Source organism: uncultured Tateyamaria sp., assembly GCF_947504105.1.
Lineage (GTDB): Bacteria > Pseudomonadota > Alphaproteobacteria > Rhodobacterales > Rhodobacteraceae > Tateyamaria.
The window spans coordinates 17,896-36,620 of the sequence record NZ_CANNGP010000024.1 but is presented as its reverse complement, the minus strand read 5'-3'; the positions used below and the strand labels follow the sequence as shown (position 1 = coordinate 36,620).

The following is an 18,725-nucleotide window of genomic DNA, read 5'->3' as shown; positions in this document are numbered from 1 at the left end:
GTCCTAACGTGTGTGCTCTGCGCCCTGCTTTGGAGCCGGAAATTGCGACAAGAAGCGCTCGGAACAGGCCAGAAACCCACTCGCAACCAAGTTTGTTGTGCCGATAAAGTGTTGATCTTCCACGCTCGAGATGCAGAAATCGGAGTCGTGAATGACCTTCAAACGCTTTTCACCTTCGCCATGTTGCCATGTACCACGGGCGACCTGTTGACGTTCCCGACTTAAGAAAGGTCCCGCGAACTTGTAGTGCCGCACAAGAACAGCAAAGTCGGCGCATGTCACACGGCTGGCAAAATGAGGATGTGGACGCAGGTCAATCCCTGGCAGGTTCTTGACCAAGGGGTGAATGGTCAGACCGCAATCTTCGCCAAAGATCTCGCCACGAATGCCACCGAATTTGAGCTTGATGTCCGAGTTGGTCACGATATTCGAGCTTAGAAACCACCAGACATCGACATTGTCCTGGTCGTGATATTCGAACTCGTCGATCCCGTGTTCGCTGAAACGGTCAAAAAGACGTACAGAATCTTCGTATTTCCAGGACTCAGTTTCCGCCAACGGGTGCGGCGCATACATGTCCAGACGTTGCGCGATGACACATGTCGCGCCATGCGCTTTGCAATAGGCTGCGTATTCGGCAATGTCGCGCCCCTCTCCATGGGACAGGTCCAGCAACTCATCGCTGTCAAGGAACAGAAACCAACCGCCGCGAATAACCTCGCGCGCGATCTCGGCACGCATGTCACATTCGTATGTCGCAACGGGCAGCAAGTTAGAAATGACGGTGACGCCCGGTTCATGTGCCAACCGTTCCAGCGTTCCGTCGTCCGATCCATTGTCGATGAACAGGAATTTTTGAACTCCGATGCCCCGATGATGCGACAACAGCGTGTCCAGATAATACATACCGTTTCGGATCAGACAAACCATCGCGACATCTGCGTCGCCCAAGATGATCGATTGCGGACCTGAAACGAGTTTTGAGGCGCGTTTGATCCGAGCTTTTTTCGCTCGTTGCGCATAAACATAGCGCAGCTTGTCAATTACGCGGCTTATGAAAGGCAAGATGCATACCCACCTTGATACGTGTAAAAAATGTATCGATAGGCCTATCGGCAAGATGACGCCGTTACAACCGACATGTTGGTTTGATCGGCAAAATATCACTGAGTGATGCAGATCCCAACATCGAAGACGAACCACTGTGCAGGTCGTCGTACCAAAAAGGATGATGTCCAAGTCTCAACCGATTCTCTTGATATGCTGGACGTTAGAAAAAATTTTGTATAAATTTCCCGAAATAGATGTGCTCACTCTATCTTCGGTTGAGAATTCCAGATCGGGAGCAAAATCTTTTTGAAGTTTATCACGCCTTTGGGCGGATTCGCGCTTAATTTCCTTTGGCGCCGGGTTAACAAATGGTAAACAGGTGACGTGGCGGCACATCTGCTCCCGTCGCGTAGAATATCGAATTTTATAAGTAGTGTAGTGTAACTTTTTTATTGGCTGGTCCTTTTCTTGGCTTAGCCGGAAGGTGTTTTGTAATGACTATTCAGTCACACGATTTTCATAATGAAATTTCAGTTTATCTCAGGGGGCGCAGCAACTTTCGCGTAGGCGGCTTCTACCATTCCTATGTGAAGCGCTCCCTGGACCTTTTCTTGGTTATCGCATCAGCACCCATCATCATCGCCATCGTTCTTTCGATGGCGGCGCTTGTGGCGTTGGACGGTGGTAAACCGTTCTATTCGCAACTGCGTGTTGGACGGAATGGGCGCACGTTCCGCATCTGGAAAATTCGCACTATGACGGCCGACGCCGACGCCCGCCTGGAAAGCTACCTTGCGGCAAACCCTGCCGCGCGCGCTGAGTGGGATAGTACGCAAAAGCTGAAAAACGACCCCCGGATCACCAAGGTTGGGCGCATTCTGCGCAAGACATCTCTTGATGAGTTGCCGCAGCTTTGGAATGTGCTCGTCGGGTCGATGTCCCTTATTGGACCCCGGCCCATGATGGTGTGCCAGAAAGCACAGTACCCTGGAGTGGCATACTACTGGCTTCGTCCGGGCATCACTGGCTTCTGGCAGATTTCTGACCGCAACAACTGCGACTTTGCTGACAGAGCTCAATACGACGACCAGTACGCAAGCTCGGTTTCATTCGGCACCGACGTGAACATTCTGGCCAAGACTGTGTCTGTGGTGATCAACGCGACTGGGCACTGATACAAACTTGATCTACATAAAGGGCGTCTGCCTTGGGAATAAATTGCCCGGGCGCAGCCAACCCGCTAAAAAGATGGTGAGTTCCGGCATGATCCGCATGGCGGGTCTTTTTTGCCGGACATCTTTACGGGATCTAACCATGTGGCCATCATTCGTGCGCAACTTTGTCATGGCTCTGGGCATGTGCCTTTTCCTTGTAGCCTGCGATTCTGCTGAGGAGCGGGCAGAAAAGTATCTCGCCTCGGCGCTTGAATTGATCGACGCAGGCGATCTGGATCGGGCCGCCATCGAGCTGCGCAATGTGTTCGAGCTGATGAGCAACCATGTTGAAGCACGCGAAACCATGGCGCGGCTGATGCTGGACAAGAACGACAAGAGCGCAGCTTATGGACACTATCTGCGACTTGTCGAACAGCAGCCCGATCATATCGAAGGACGCACCGTACTCGCAGAAATCGCCTTTGAAGCCCGCAACTGGCAGGAATTCTCGCGCCATGCCACACATGCGGTCACGCTAGCCCCCGATGCACCGCGAAGCCAGATCATCGACCTCGCACTACGCTATCAGGAAGCCATTGAGGCCCGCGATGGTCCTGCCCGGGACGCGCTGCGCGATACAGCAGAACATTTCGCTGCGGACAGGCCTGACAGCGATGTGCTGCAGCAAGTCCTCTTTGATGCCTATATGCGCGACCGAAAACCGGAACTCGCATTGGGTCAATTGGACCGTATGATCGCCCTCAAACCAGAAAACCGAACGCTTTATACTCAACGTCTCGGGTTACTGAACCAATTGCAGGATTTTTCTGCGATGGAAGTCCAGCTGCTGAACATGGTGGACCTCTTTGCCGATGAAGATGGTCCCAAGAAGGACCTGATCCAGTTCTATGTGGCGCGCAAACAGATCGACAAAGCCGAGTCGTTCTTTCGCGAAATTGCCGATCCCGCCGCCGAAGATCCAACGCTGTTTATCGGGCTGGTGCGTTTCTTGCGCGACATGCGGAACCCCGAGATGGCGCGGGCCGAACTCACCACTGCTTTGACGGTTTCACCACAACCTGATCAACTCAAGATCCTTTTGGCGGTGCTCGATTTTGAAGCCGGAGCACAAGATAAGGCGATTGCTGATCTACAAGCCCTTCTTGATCAGGATACGCCCACGGCGCAGGCCAGCGACATCAAGATCACGCTGGCGCAGATGCAGACCCAAACGAACAATGTGGTTGAGGCGCAACGCCTGGTTAATGAGGTTTTGGGCACCGATAGCGGCAATGTTGATGCTCTCAAGATGCAGGCCGCCTGGCAGATCGCAACCGATGACACGGATGCCGCCATTGCGGGCCTGCGTCTAGCTCTGGACAAAGCCCCCAACGATGTGGCTGCACTTACCTCAATGTCAGAGGCCAATGCGCGTGCAGGCAATCGTGACTTGTCCTGGGATTTCATGGCTCTGGCGGTGGACGCGTCCAACAATGCTGCAGCCCCTACGCTGCGCTATGCTCGCGTGCTGGCCGCCGATGAACGTTATCTGGCTGCGGAGGAAGTCTTGCTCTCCGCATTGCGTCGCGACAGATCAAATACCGATCTCTTGGTGCTCTTGGGCGAGATTTATTTGGCCTCCGAAGACTACTCGCGCGCCGATCACGTGATCAAACACCTACGCAGCATCGGTACGGACCGGACTCTGGCCGTGGTGGACGCTTTACAAGCGCGCCTTCTTGGCAGCCGAGAGGGTCTTGAAAAGGCACTTGGTTATCTGGAGGAGTTGGCAGCTCGCGAAGACTCCGGCCTCAACACTCAAATGGCGTTGTTGCGGGCACAGCTAAGTTCGGGTCAGACAGCACAAGCGCTGCAACAGGCCACGGCCCTGGTAGCCGAGCACCCCGAAAACCTGTCCCTGCGGTTCATCCTTGCAACGTCTCATGCCGCCAACGGCGACTTGGCTGTCGCTGAAACCTTGCTAAGCGCGCTCTTGCAAGAAGATCGCAATCGCATGCGGATCTGGAGCGAGCTCTACCGCCTGCAGCGTATTCAACGCAGAGATACTGTGGCCAGCCGGACCCTGCAGGATGGGCTTGCGATCGATCCGGACAACCGCGACCTTCTCTGGTTGCAAGCGGCCGAGCTTGAGGTTGCGGGTGACATTGACGGCGCAATTGCGAACTATGAACGGATTTACGAACGAAACTCCGGCGATCTGATCGCAGCCAACAATTTGGCCAGCCTGCTGGCCACCTACAAGACTGATGCCGACAGCTTCGAACGTGCCTGGATCGTGGCTCGACGCCTGCGCGACACTGACGTGCCGGCGCTGCAAGACACCTACGGGTGGATTACATTCAGACGCGGTAATGTTGAAGAGTCCCTGTCTTATCTGGAAGCGGCTGCAACTGCTCTGACATCGGATGCAATCGTGCAGTTCCATCTGGGACAGGTCTATGGCGCGCTTGATCGACGGGATGCAGCCATCGCACAATATCGCCGGATGCTTGAGCTCGCTGACGAAAATGATCCGCGTCCACAGTTCGAAACCGCCCGTGCTGAAATTACCCGCATCGAACAATTACCCGCAACAGACGAATAGCTCAGTTCTGTTTTACGCCGCTGGGTGGATAGGACGTCACAACCTCCCAAACCGTTTCCTGCATCGCCCGCGCCGCATCTGGCCCAGGATCATCCGCTGGGCTGCCGTCGGCCAATTGCATCTGGTGTGGCAGGCCAACAGGCGAGCGTCCATAAAGCACGGCGTAATGGGTCAACGCCACCAGGTACCCGCCGTAGTGACTAAAGTGAATCGTATCGTCAAAAAGGTCAGCACGATCCTGGATCGGGCCGATTCCACCGGCGGCCTCTACCTTGCGCACAAAGGCTGCCATCACCTGACCTGCCGGAATGACGTAGATCGGTTTATCGATCTCCCCGTAGGCTTGAGCGCGTTTCAAGATTTCACGCTCCCAATAGCGCTCTAGATCAAGGTCGAGCCGGTTTAACCAGCCTTCGGAATCATCGAGGTTATGCCAGGTTTCATAAAGATAGACGCGAGCGTCCGGATTTCCGTTCCAAGCCGCTGCCGCCCATTTGCGCAGGTAGTCATGCGGATCATGGTATTTGATCGTATCGCGAATTTCGACGGCCTCGGTCAGAACAACCGCGTCATACTCACCCGATACCATCGCTTCCTTTGCGTCGCGGTAGGCCGGTGGTCCATTGGATTCGTCAAAGCCATTGATCGGCACATCCGGTTCCCAATGCTGCTCAAGAGGAGATCCCCACCCCAGCTGGCTGTTGAAACCATGGCCCTCACCAGCAAGCTGTTTCAGCATCACGGGCATGTAGGGACCAACCAAGCTGTGACCAAGATGATAAACTTTGAGCGGTGCGTCCGGTAGATCGGCTGGTTTGGTGTAGAGGGCACTGAACGTCGCCTCGTCTACCGGGTCCGGTGTGCCGCAACGACTGACCAAACCGCAGGCCGAAAGCAGCAGAAATAAGGAAGCCGTAGATTTGCGCAACAGACGTTTGTGCATGGAAAAAATCCTTAGTGCAAAGTCACAATGCTGATAATCAAGTTCCTAGATAGGACCGAAGCATTTGAAATCACACCAGACCAAGTACCTTTTGCATCTGGAATGCTGGCTGTGAATTGCGCACCTTGCAACGTGACCTCCACATCATCAAAGCCCAGCTGTTGCCCGGTCATTGGAAACTGTGCTTTGTAGACCGCCTCTTTCGCACAGAAGATGTACTTAGCGGTTAGGCCGTCGCTGGTCCGTTCCCGCTCGGCTGTGGTCAGAACCGTGTCCCAAAGATCCCGCTCCAACGGTTCAGCCTCTTCCAGATCAATTCCGAGGGCGCGAACGGTATCGGCCCTCGCGGTCACAGCCAAAGCAGCGCATTCACAATGGGTGATCGATCCCAAGACACCCTCAGGCCAGCATGGCGAACGGTCCGGACCCATCGGCACGGGTGCCAGCGGCAGGTCAATGGCCTCCATCGCCTGCCGCGCGGCAAGGCGCCCGGCGCAAAATTCGCGCAAGCGTTTGTCGACCATACGGAGGGTGGCAGTTTCTTCGGCGGGATAAAGGCCGGTGGCCGAGGCCCTTGGATTCGCCACACCAACACCCACGCCGCGGCTCAAATGCACCTGCACTTGCTGGCGCAACACTTCGAAATGGGTCATCTGCCCTGACGCCGGCGCGCGCGCATTGCACGCCTTTGCGCCGTAGCGTCGGCGCGCCCCGTCGGAGGTTCCGCTGCAGGAACGGTAACCTGTGCCGAGGCTACAGCAGGCGCAGATTGGGTAGGCCCTAACTTGGCTTCGACCGCTTGCGCCAAATCCCCAAGAACGGGGAAGCGGAAGATGTCGGTAATCGACAGTTTCGTCACCCCCAGCTGTACCTTGATTTCCCGGTGCGCCTGGACCGCCAAGATCGAATGCCCGCCGAGATCAAAGAAATTATCCCGCGCAGTGATATCCACCAACCCGAGGATCGCACCCCAGATCCCCGCAATTGCTTCTGTGACATCACCGTCGAAGCCGGTTCCTGCGTCTGAAGTAGCGGCATGCGAATTGCCTTGAGGCGCCGGAACGGATGCTGCCGCGGCGCGGGCAGGTGCGCCCGGTGCAGGCAAGGCCTTGCGGTCGACTTTCTTGTTGGGCGTCAGGGGGAAAGCATCCAGAGTCACAAAGCGGTTCGGGATCATGTGGGCAGGCAGCACATCAGCCAATGCTGCCTTGAACGCCGGTTCGGTCACCGCCCCGTCTGTCAACAGATACGCGACCAGCTGCTGCACACCGGGAACATCTTCACGCACCAGCACGACAGACTGACGCACATCGTCGAGCGCGTCGATGGCTGTCTCGATTTCGCCCAACTCAATCCGGTATCCACGCAGCTTGACCTGAAAGTCGGCCCGACCGAGGAAATCCAGTTCACCGTTTGGCAGCCAGCACGCCAGATCGCCGGTGCGATATAGCCGCGCTTCGACATCGGTACGGAATGGATCATGGACAAAGCGTTCTACGGTAAGCTCGGGACGCTGCCAATACCCGCGGGTCACGCCGTCTCCACCGATATACAACTCACCTGCAACACCGATGGGCTGTGGCTGCATAGCACCATCAAGGATATAGACCTGCGTGTTGGCAATCGGCGAGCCAATGCCCACCACACCCGCGTCCGCGGACGCGGGACCGGTCGTCGACCAGATCGTGGTTTCCGTGGGACCGTACATATTTTCAATATGCGCACCGGTGAGCGCATTCAGATCGCGCACCAATGCACCAGGCAGCGCCTCACCCCCCAGCATCATATACTTGATCGGGCGTAGCGCCGCGCTGGCTGCGTCGTTCATCACCAGCATGCGCGCCATGGAGGGAGTGCATTGCAGATGGGTAACGTGGTGGCGCGCGATCTGAGCCGCGATCGAGAAGTCATCTGCTGCCGGCGCGGTATCTGCATTTGCGTGGCGCACAACCTCCGCGAGCGGGGTCAACCCGTCCAACAACGTGTCCACATTGATCCCGTAGTCAATCAGACAAGCCACTTCGGTAACCCCGATGCCCTTGACCTGCTCCACCCGCGCCAGCGCGTCTTCGACGGTACCAAAAAGACCACTGTCGTTGAAATAACGCTCGAAGGCGAAGTCCAGAATGCCCTCCAACTCGTCGTCAGTCAGTGAACCGAGGTCCAGCTGGAACGCATTGTCCACCCCTTCGGGTTTCCTGAAGGCCGGGAAGGCCCAGGCATATTGCTTGATCAAACCGGCGGCTGAGCGCAGGTAGTCCTTCATCGGTTCGCGCGCGATCTCACGGGCTTGATCCCGGGTAGCGGCAAGGAAGGTGTGCAGCATTAGCGTCACCTTGAACTGCGCCGGGTCGTAGCCCGCCTCGCGTAGGGCTCCGTGATAGAGTTTGATCTTTTTACCAACCTCGTCCACCGATTGCCCCAAGAGATGGGTCAGTACGTGACACCCATTGCGCCCAGCCTCTTTCCAAGTCTCAGGATTGCCTGCGGTCGTGACCCACAAATCCGGCGTGTCAGAGATCGGGCGGGGCTGTGTGACCACTTCATGCATCTGCCCGTCCTTGCGCGGGAAAGACACCGGCGTACCGGCCCAGAGTTTGCGCAAGTCTTCAATCTGGCGAAACATGGCGGGCTTATTTTCAGGCGGTGTGTTTTCTGGGCGCAACACAAAATCATCAGGCTGCCAGCCGCTGGCAATAGCCAGCCCGGCGCGCCCATTGGTCAGGTTGTCGATCACCGCCCACTCCTCGGCGATGCGGGCGGTATGGTGCAACGGCGCGACGCACGAACCTGCACGCACCCCGATATTGCGGGTCATACCGGCCACTGCTGCACCGGTCACAGACGGATTAGGATAGGGGCCGCCAAAAGCGTGGAAATGCCGTTCGGGCGTCCAGACTGCGACAAAGCCGTTTTCGTCGGCAAATTTCGCGCCTTCCAGGAGGGAACGGTATTTGTCACGCCCCTTTCCGTCGTCATTGCCCCAGTAGTAGAGGCTGAACTCCATACCCCCGGGCACCGCGCCTGCACCAACCTCTTCTCCGGCCACAAGCACCCGGTTTTCATCACCCGAGAGTACAAGTTTGAAGCCACGTGCCAATGTCCAGTACAGCTCAAGCACCGAAATGTCGAAGGATAGTGAGGTCACCGCCAGCCAGACACCGCCAGCCTCGTGATCGATACGGTCGTCCATGCCGACAAAGAAATTGGCCACGTTGCGATGCTCTACCATCACGCCCTTGGGCCGCCCGGTCGAGCCGGAGGTGTAGATCATGTAGGCCAGATCCACCCCGCTGACCCCACTTGCCGGGTTTGTATCAGGTTGATCCGCCACACTCGTGGCGACGTCGAATATCTGTGTGCCGCTTTCCGGCAGGGCCGTTGCCAGTTCAGCATTGGTTATGACCAAACCGGCTTCGCTATCCTCGACATAAAGCGCGATACGGTCAGTGGGAAAGGCGGGATCCATAGGCAGGTAAGCGCCGCCCGCTTTCATGATCGCCAGGGCTGCGATCACCAGCTCGGCCGAACGGGGCAGATGCAACCCAACGATCACACCAGGTTTGACACCCAATGCGATCAATTTGTGTGCCAGCCGGTTGGCTGCGGTATTGAGCGCATCGTAGGTCAGGCTGTGCCCCTCAAAGGCAAGCGCTTCGGCTGCAGGCGTGTGTCCCACCTGCGCTTCAAACGCCTGATGCACACATTGAGCTGGGTCGTAGTCGGTGGCCGTTTCGTTCCAGGTCTTGAGCGTCAGTTCACGTTCCGCAGGTGAAAGGATCGGCAGGGCATGGGCGTCATCACTGCTGCCAAGCTTGTCCAACACATGGGCCAGTCTTGCGACATAGAGATCGATCACTTCGACTGGCATGCGGGTAGCGTCCGCAAAAAGCGTTGTACCGTCCGGCGTGACTGCAAGGGTCAGGGCAGTGGGACCAACCAACCCAGCTTCAATATCATCGGACAGCGCCACGACCGGCAAGGCCGGATCACTGCCAGGAAGGCGCGCGATCAGGTCCGCTGCAAATGACCCTCGAGCTTTTGCAGCGGCAATATCGGCAGCGAGCGCATCGCTCATCTGGGCAATACTGTCGCTCAGTACGGCCTGCACCGGCACCCAGTCAGCAGCATGGGAGAGACCCGGAAGGGCAAGTGCCAGATCTACACAGGCATCTTCAGTCATCCGGGCCATCATCAGGGCGAAACCGGCCCTTATCTGATCAGGAGTGATGTCGGTGGGCACGGCGACCGGACGGGCCAGCACCTGCGCAGGCTCTGTGGCTGCGGAAATCAAGGGCAGGTCTGGCGGTGCCATGTCCTCAAGGATTTTGCGCCATGCAGGATCAGTCTTGGCCAAGGCTGCTAAATCTGTCTCCAGTGCGTCCTTTTCCGCCTCCGCAGGGCTACGCAACAAGGTGCCTTTGCTGGCGAGTGTATCCGGGCGCACGGTACGGCCTTGAGTGTCGGTGATCCGGGTCAGCCCTAGATCACCCTGCCCTGTGGCCACGACCAGCTGATCGTTGTCCGCGACCACAACCGTACCCGGCGCAGCGCCCGAGGCACTGTTCGACACCAGTGCGGTCCGGGCCAGCCATCGCTGGCCGCCAGCGTCAAAGCAGGGCAAGGTCAGCGGGTTCCAATACTCGCCATGATCCAGAGCTCGAATAAAGCGCACCAACACTTCGGCGGGTTGGGTAAAGTCCAGCATCGGCAACGGGCGTGCATCTCGTGCAAAATAACTGCGCTGGCTCAGATCCTGCGACTGCCGATTGGGCGCGGGCTTGGCCAGTTCGGCCATCAACGCCGGAAAGCTCTCGATCGCCGCTCCATAGCATTTCGTGTTCAACGTCAGCGCGGTGTCTTCAGGTGTGATGGTGATAGAGGCGCGGGCCAGCACATCACCCTCATCCACGCCACCTTCGATTAAATGCCAGGAAATGCCATGCGTCGTTTCTCCGGCAAGGGCCGCCCAGACCGGGGCATTAAGTCCTGCATACTTCGGCAGCGGGCCGTCGTGGAAGTTGACCGCGCCGCGTTTCGGCAAGGCCAAAACCGCATCGGGGATGATGTCGAGATTGGCAATGGACAGCAGCCAATCAAACGCCTGCCCCTCAAGATGGGCGGCCAGACCAACGCCGGGTTCCAGTACAGGCACCGCCGCATCGGCCGCCCAGGCCCGCACATCCGCATTGCGTGTGACAATAGCCGCAATGCGGTGTCCTTCAGTGCGCAGAAGCTCTCCGCATTGGATGACAAGGCTTTCGTGACCAATCAGGACCGCAGAGAACTGAGACATAACCGTACCGAACCTTATGCTTGAGACTGTGACATGGTTGGAATGCGTGCTGGTGCGGACGCTGCAAAAAGCGCCCGCAGATCATGGCGGAGCATCGTGGTCAGAAACCCGGGCGCAATAGAACACGCCTTGCCTGTCGCCTTGCAGCGCAACCAATGCAGTGCTCCACCGACCAAATGCAATAGCGTGGACGACGCCGCATAAACCCGTCCGTGATTTTTGGAGAAGTAATACCAACGGCTGTCATACCAATAGTCAGGCACGCGCTGCCAGGTTTTCATACCGGTGGAAGCTGATCCGATATGCGCAACTTTGCTGATGGGCACGTAGTTGGTGGCGTGCCCCGCGCGGGCAGCCCGCAAGCACAGGTCGGTTTCTTCGAAATAGAGAAAGAAGGTTTCGTCAAAAAGTCCAATCTGATCCAGTACCGATTGACGCATCATCATCGACGCCCCTGCCAGCCAGTCAACGGTCCGGGTTTCCGTCGGGGTTTCAATGGGGACTTTGTAGTTCTTTAGAAGCCTGGAAACTGGGCCAAACCGGATCGATCCTTCTAACTCGCTGGCGATAGAGGGAAAACGAAAGCTGGTCAGGTGTGTGTCGCCCTCGGGCCCATGGATGTAGCTACCTGCAAATCCGACCTTCGGCATGGCTTCCAGATGTTCCAACAGCACCCGAATGGCATCTGAGGCGGGGAAAGCATCAGAATTGAGGATGTAGACGTAGTCCGGCGCAGCTCCGTCCGCGAGGCGAGCTCGGATGCCTACGTTGTTGCCAGCGCCAAAACCGCCATTGCTGCCCGACTGGATCACACGCACCCTACCCTCGGCGTCCCAGTCCTGGTTCGAAACGTTTGCCGAAAGCGTCTCGAACGAGCCATCCTGGCTGTCGTTGTCGACAATCACTAGTCCGCCGGCGATCCCTGTCATGGCCGCCAGCGCGGCTTCGGCAGCCTTTAACGTCATATCAGCGGTCTTGTAGTTCAGCAGGACTGTCAGGACCGTCGGCTCAGGCACACTCATTCCGCCGCCTCCCGGAAATTCGGCGGGGTTGGCGCGGTAGCCCACGCCGTTTCAGCCGCCTCGAGCACCTTTTTCATACGCGCGGCCAAAACCCGCACGTTCGGCTCAAGAACCATGGAGTCGTGATCGCCCGGCACCTCGTGAATAACAAGACCGGGCACGAAGCGCGTCCAATCATTGTCGGGGAACATGTAGTGGCGATCCTTGTCCACCAGCCGCCCCGGAGCCACCTCCCACCGCGCCATCAGCGGCGGGCGGAACAAGGTCAGCGGCCCGTCCCATGGGGTCACCTGATATTTACCGACGCTTTCCAGGAACGCCGCTTCGATCGCTGCGTCGTGAAACTGCTGACCCTCTTCGGCGGCATCATCCCCGCTGCCTCGGCGCTTCTGCAATTCCCAGGCAATGCGGTTCTTGGCCCAAGTGGAGACATAGGACACCCCGTCGTCCTTGAGGTTGAGCCAGTTGAGCATCACCCGGTCGCGCCGCGACAAAGGTGGACGTACGGGCAGCGGAGTGTCTAGCAGAACAACCGAGATGATCTCTTCGCCTAGCGCCTCAAGCTGCCGGGCGATTTCAAAGGCGGTAATTCCACCCCCCGAGAAACCACCCAACATATAAGGGCCCTTTTCCTGCACTTGCCGCATTTCAGCGATGTAATCGGTGGCGGCCTCTTCGATGGTACGGTGGGGTTCTTCGTCACCGTAAAGACCGCGCGCTTGCAGCCCGTAAAACGGTCTGTCCGAGCCCAGCAAATGCGCGAGGTGGCGCAGGTTGAGGACATTGCCGAACATGCCCGCCACAAGGAAGAACGGCAGGCGCGGCCCCCCTTCGCCGGAATGCATCGGCACAAGATGGGTAAAGCGACGTGCTGGCCGTTTCTCGGCGTCAACAGCTGCATCACTGCCGGTCTCGTTCTCTTCAGAGACACCGCCCCGCTCGGCAATCAGCGCGGCCACCTTGCGGATAGTTGGCGCCTCGAACAGGACCGATATCGGGAAGTCCACGGAGTAGGTTTTTCGGATCTTGGCAAAAAGTCGAACCGCGATCAGCGAGTGGCCACCCAAATCAAAGAAGCTGTCTTCGGCCCCAATCTGATCAACGCCCAGAAGCTCGGCCCAGAAGCCTGCAAGAGTGGTCTCAATAGCCCCTTCCGGCTCGACGTATTCGCTGTCGAGCTGGGGCCGTTCAAAGGTTTGCCCGCTGCTCGAACTACCGTCTTGGATCTGGCCAGCCTGCTCGATCAACCCCGGAATGTCGAGCGATGACAGAACCACTTGGGGTGAATTAAGCGCGAGGGCTCGCAGGAACAGCGCCGCCCCTTCCTCGGCCCGAATACCCTGACCAACATTGTGGCGCAGCCGTTCCTCGGCGGGCGAGAGCGGTTGGATCACGTCCGCCCCGCTGGTCGCGGCAGGCGCATCTTCGGTCGCCGCAAAACCCACGCTGGTTTCCATCCGCCGGATGGAGAACCCGCGGATCTCCACACAGACCTCGCCCTCGGGCGTGACAAGTGTCACGTCAAAATTGGCGATCTCGCCCGTGGCTTTATTGTCACCGGAGCTGCGCACCCACGACAATATCCGATCAGGCAGGTCGCGAAAGACCTTGACCGACCGATAAGACACCGGAACCCAGAGGTAGGCCATCGGGTCATATCCCTCGATCAAATCCATGGCCCAGCCCGTGGCCAAGTCCATAAGACCCGGATGCAACCGATAACCTGCGGCAGGATCATCTGTTGCAACAGGTGGCAACGCCAATTCGGCCAACCCTTCCCTTGTTCCAAGTGCCGTGGATTGCAGCACGCGCCAGCGGTCGCCAAATTGCAGATGTGCCTCTTGTGCGCCCTTGAGCGCACCGCCTTCGGGCGCACGCACCGGAGTGGTGCAGCGGGCAGCAATGGCAGCAAGGTCTAGCGGCGCAGGGATCCGCATGGGCAGGAGTGACAGATGCGCCTGCGCATTCATTTCCAACGCACCTTCGGGCCCGCTCTCAACAGTCATGTCATAACCGGTATCACTGCGCGGCAAGCGCAATGTAATCGCGCGTGCTTCCGCGTCGCCCACGGCAAGTGGGCGCAAGAAATACAGGTCCCGGATTTCAAATGCTGCCGTTTCGCCCTGCGCCCGCAGCGCCTGAGCGGCGAGATCCAGATAGCCCGTACCTGGCATCAGCGCATCCCCTGCCCCGGTTCGGTGATCGTTCAACACCCAGCGGTCGGCAACGGTGTAGTCGGCGGTAAAAATGCGGTGACCCGCACGATCAAAGGTTTTTAGATCCAGAAGCGGCACATCAGCTGGCAGTACTGGCGCCCCGGCCCCTGCCCCGATGCGGGCGACCATTGCATCGGCGGCCATGCCGGTATCGGCCCAAATGCCCCAGCCAATGGCCTGCACACGCGTCTTGTCGCCCGTGCGCGACTTGGCATAGGCGTTGAGGTATTCGTTCGCCGCGACATAGTCCACCTGACCCGCCGGCGCCGTAGCGGTAGAGCTGGAGGAAAACAGTACCAGCCAGTCGATTTCGCCATCGGGAAAAACCTCTTCGATCACCCGTGTGCCATGCAATTTGGGGGCAAAAACATCTTCCACTTCGGTCATAGTCTTGGTCTGGATCAACCCGTCTTCAATCACACCCGCAGCATGGATGATGCCCGAAACCGGTCCCATCCGCGTCTCGATCTCGGCCCGCAATGCAGTCATATCCTCGACATTCGAGACATCTGACGCCAGGCACAGCACTTCACCCCCAGCAGCCTCAAGTTCTTGAACAGCGCGGATCCGGCGGGGCAGTGCATCCCCTGGTGCGGTGTTGGCCAGCACCTTGTCCCAATCATCACGCGGCGGCAGCCCGCCACGCGATACAAGTACAATGCGTGCTCCCACGCTTTCGATCAGTTGGCGAGCCAAGGTCAAACCGATCCCACCGAACCCGCCTGTCACTAGAACAACGCCGCCCTTCTTCAGCCGGTCCAAACCAGCCTCGCGCGTGGCCAGAGGTTGCGGACGCCAGGACATCGCATAGCGTTTATCCCCACGCACAGCCGCACTGCGGTTGTTGGCGGGCGACAGGATCTCTTCCAGCACGGGCACGACAAAGGGCTGAATATCGGCCGACGCCCGCCCCTTCGCCCGAGGCAGGTCCAAATCAAGCGTCGCCACGGTGATCTGCGGGAATTCCCGTGGCATGACCCGGGCCGGCCCGCTCAGCGTTGCCTTTTCGGGATGGCTAAGCGCCTCATCCAACACCTGCACGGCGCCCGAGCTCAACACATCCATGTGTATCGGCTGTGCCCACCCTTCGTCACCCATGGCTTGGGCGAGGAACAGAAGGCTGAAAAAGCCCTGTTCGAGATTGCGATGGAAAAAGCTCGACCCCGGGCGGAAACTTTCGCGGGTGGTTGCCAGCCAACCATGCAGCACCCGGTCAGGCAGAAAAGCGCGGGCAACCAGATCACGCACGAGCGCGTCATAACTGTCGCGCCCTCGTTCGGGCGACAAGATGTAACTGTCCTCGTCCAATCGGGCAAAGGTGTCGCCTGGTCGCACGGTCACGATCTGATGGCCGGCCGCACGCAATTGGTCGGTGACCTGATCACACAGCCCGGCCTCATCCGCAAAGACCAACCAGCGCTGGGATGGCACATCAGACAGGTCACCCGTCACGTCTACATCGCAAGGGGCGTAATCGGGACGCCAAGATGGGCGCCAACCCCAGCTGTCGGGATCATCATTGCGCATCAACCAGGTATCAGCCGCTTCGATCTGATGTTGTGCGGGTTCGATGAAGTAGGGCGCCCTCTGGAAGGCATAGGTTGGCAGCGGCAGCTTGACCCGTCGCGCCTCGCCCCACACTTGAGCCCAGTCGATATCACCACCAAGGGCCCAAACACGGCCCAACATGGCCATGAAATAGGCATCATCAGATGTAGTATCGGCAGAGTGGCGCAACGAGCCAATCACCTGATTGGTCTCGACACTCGGGTGTTGACCGGCCAGAGACGACAATGCCTTGCCCGGGCCCACCTCGATAAAGATGCGGTTTTTGTCCGCAAGAGTACCCACACAATCAACAAAATGTACGGTGCCGCGCAGGTGGCCCACCCAATAGTCGGGGTCAGTGGCTTCGGCATCAGTGATCATCTGGCCCGAACGGTTCGAGGTAAACGGAATCTGCGGGACGCTGAGCTGGATCGATTGCAGATAGTCGCCAAACTTCTGCAAAATCGGCTCTAACATGCGCGAGTGAGCGGCGATATCGATCGGAATGCGCTGGCAATCCACGTCGCGGACCGCCAACGCGTCTTGCAGTGCATCAAGCGCCGCTTGTGGTCCAGTGGCGACCGACAGGTTGGGCGCATTGACCGCGCCCAGATCCAGATCATCTCCCAACAGAGGGCGCAACGCATCTGCAGGCAGCGCCACCGACAGCATACCACCGGCAGGGACAGTGTCGAAAAGCCGCCCGCGCAGGTGAACAAGACCAATGCAATCCTCAAAGCGCATTACACCAGCCACACAAGCTGCCGTGTTTTCACCCATGGAGTGACCAACCAAGGCGGCAGGTTGAACCCCCCAGCTCATCCACAGTTGGGCCAGCGCGTACTCACAGATCATGATCAGCGGAAGTTGGACAGAGGGCCGCGTCAGCCGGGCATCGGCATCGGCCTCCTGCCCCGGTTCAGGCAGCCAGAGCGCGCGAATATCGTAGTCCAGCTTGGGCGCAAGGACTGCGAGCCCCTTGTCCATCCATTCGGCAAAGACCGGCTCGGTCTCATACAGATCACGCGCCATGCCAGCATATTGCGCCCCACCGCCGGGGAACATGAACACTGTATCGGGGCGATCCAGCGCGGTGTGCGTGAAAATCTTACGGGGATCGCCTTCCAGCAGCGTCTCAGCCGCCTCTTCATTGGTTTCAGCCACCACCACGCGGCGGCGCTCAAATGCATGGCGCCCTTCTTTCAGTGTCCATGCCACATCGGCCATATCCTTATCGGGATTGGTGCGCAGATATGCAGCCAAATTGGCGGCATTGCCATCGAGTGCCGCTTTGGAGCGGGCCGACAGAAGCAGCATCTGGAATGGCCAATCCGACGGCTCGGACGCAGCACGCTCGGGCGCTTCCTCTAGAACCACATGGGCGTTTGTGCCACCGACCCCAAGTGAGTTGACCCCGGCACGCCGTGGGCCCTTGTGACTGATCCAATCGCTCAGCGTGTCATTGACCCGGAACGGAGAGTTTTCAAAGTCGATGGCCGGATTGGGCTTCTCATAGCCAAGAGATGGCGGGATCTGCTTGTGATACAGCGAGAGCGATGTCTTGATCAGGCTGGCTACCCCAGCCGCCGTATCAAGGTGACCGATATTTGTCTTAACTGAACCGATACGGCAAAAGCCTGCCTCGTCTGCGGTCTCTTCAAAGGCCTGGGTAAGGGCTGCCACCTCGATGGGATCGCCCAGATACGTGCCCGTGCCGTGACATTCGACATAGTCAATCGTATCGGCTGTCACACCGGACATGAGGTGCGCCTCTGCAATGGCTTCTGCCTGTCCGTCCACCGATGGAGCGAGGTAACCTGCCTTGGCCGCACCGTCATTGTTGATCGCAGATCCCTTGATCACGGCGTAAATGTGATCACCGTCTCGCACGGCGTCGCTGAGGCGCCGCAGCACCACGGCCCCGGCACCCGAGCCAAACACTGTGCCTTGGGCGCGATGGTCAAAGGCGTGGCAGTGGCCGTCCGGAGACAGAACCTCACCCTCCTTGTAAAGATAGCCGCGATGCTGTGGCAGCTCGATCGTGACTCCACCTGCGATAGCCATGTCGCAGTCGTCATTCAGCAGGGCCTGTGTTGCATAATGCGTCGCCACCAACGAAGTGGAACAAGCGGTCTGCACGTTCACGCTGGGACCGGTCATGTCAAAGATGTGGCTGACACGCGTGGCCAGGAAATCCTTGTCATTGCCAGTATGGCGCAGAAGGAACATACCAACATCATCGACCAGATCGCGGTTGGAACAGATGTTGAAATAGAAATAGCTACCCATGCCACAACCGGCGTATACCCCGATGGGCCCTGTGGTTTTAGACGGTGGGTGACCAGCATTCTCAAGCGCTTCCCAGGCCACTTCCAGGAATTGGCGGTGCTGAGGATCCATGATCGCCGCCTCCTTGGGCGACAAGCCGAAGAAATCCGCGTCAAAGGTTTCGAAATTGTCGAGTGGAGCCGCGGCAGGCACATAGTCCGGCCGCTCAATCAAATGCGGCGCTTCACCTGCATTTATGAGTTCATGATGCGCATAGTGGCGGATGGACTCAATGCCCTGGCGCAAGTTGTCCCAATAAGCCTCGACACCATCAGCGCCCGGCAAGTGCGCTGCCAGCCCTACGATGGCAATATCTGTTTCAGACATATCCGATGCAGAACGGCTCATAGAAATCCACCTGCCTATCAATAATAAAAAAACCTTCGCCCAGCATAGAACGCTCAGGGCTATAAATAAATAATGGTATACCAGTATGGTGGCCGCTCATGCCAGCCAATATTATCGGATATGCGGCACGAGTGTGACAGGTGTTGGAAAAATGTCTGACCAAGCTGCGATCAACGGTCAAAAGGCCCACTGTTTCCAGTGGACCTTCATAATTT

General features: G+C 58.1%; 8 protein-coding genes. 2 read left to right on the top strand and 6 right to left on the bottom strand.

All coding sequences use genetic code 11. The features are described 5' to 3' along the window. Positions 1 to 3 precede the first annotated feature (3 nt). On the bottom strand, positions 4 to 1,065 hold the full coding sequence (locus Q1A75_RS14660) for a glycosyltransferase family 2 protein (protein WP_299552960.1): 1,062 nt from the start codon (positions 1,063 to 1,065) through the stop codon (positions 4 to 6). A gap of 572 nt (positions 1,066 to 1,637) precedes the next feature. Between Q1A75_RS14660 and Q1A75_RS14655 the strand changes: the two genes are divergently transcribed. Further along, a complete protein-coding gene (locus Q1A75_RS14655; RefSeq protein WP_299552981.1) occupies positions 1,638 to 2,225 on the top strand; it encodes a sugar transferase in 588 nt (195 codons plus the stop codon). 139 nt (positions 2,226 to 2,364) lie between these two features. After that, positions 2,365 to 4,809 carry a tetratricopeptide repeat protein gene (locus Q1A75_RS14650; RefSeq protein WP_299552963.1) on the top strand — a complete coding sequence of 815 codons (2,445 nt, stop codon included), beginning with the start codon at positions 2,365 to 2,367 and terminating at the stop codon, positions 4,807 to 4,809. A 1-nt stretch (position 4,810) separates the two neighbouring features. On the opposite strand, the gene Q1A75_RS14645 is transcribed toward Q1A75_RS14650, so the two are convergent. Genes Q1A75_RS14645 through Q1A75_RS14625 form a run of 5 tightly spaced genes read right to left on the bottom strand, consistent with a single transcriptional unit; the run spans position 4,811 to position 18,510 of the window. Next, positions 4,811 to 5,752, bottom strand: a complete 942-nt coding sequence (locus Q1A75_RS14645) for a hypothetical protein (RefSeq protein WP_299552966.1) — start codon at positions 5,750 to 5,752, stop codon at positions 4,811 to 4,813. 11 nt (positions 5,753 to 5,763) lie between these two features. Beyond that, positions 5,764 to 6,405 carry a 4'-phosphopantetheinyl transferase superfamily protein gene (locus Q1A75_RS14640; RefSeq protein WP_299552969.1) on the bottom strand — a complete coding sequence of 214 codons (642 nt, stop codon included), beginning with the start codon at positions 6,403 to 6,405 and terminating at the stop codon, positions 5,764 to 5,766. Further along, positions 6,402 to 11,048: a MupA/Atu3671 family FMN-dependent luciferase-like monooxygenase gene (locus Q1A75_RS14635; RefSeq protein WP_299552972.1), complete on the bottom strand. Its 4,647-nt coding sequence runs from the start codon at positions 11,046 to 11,048 to the stop codon at positions 6,402 to 6,404. The genes Q1A75_RS14640 and Q1A75_RS14635 overlap by 4 nt, the downstream gene beginning before the upstream one ends. Positions 11,049 to 11,062: 14 nt before the next feature. Beyond that, positions 11,063 to 12,070: a glycosyltransferase family 2 protein gene (locus Q1A75_RS14630; protein ID WP_299552975.1), complete on the bottom strand. Its 1,008-nt coding sequence runs from the start codon at positions 12,068 to 12,070 to the stop codon at positions 11,063 to 11,065. Then, positions 12,067 to 18,510 (bottom strand): type I polyketide synthase, encoded by a 6,444-nt coding sequence (locus Q1A75_RS14625; protein ID WP_299592418.1) that lies wholly within the window; start codon positions 18,508 to 18,510, stop codon positions 12,067 to 12,069. Before Q1A75_RS14625 ends, Q1A75_RS14630 begins: the two co-directional genes overlap by 4 nt. Positions 18,511 to 18,725: the final 215 nt, after the last annotated feature.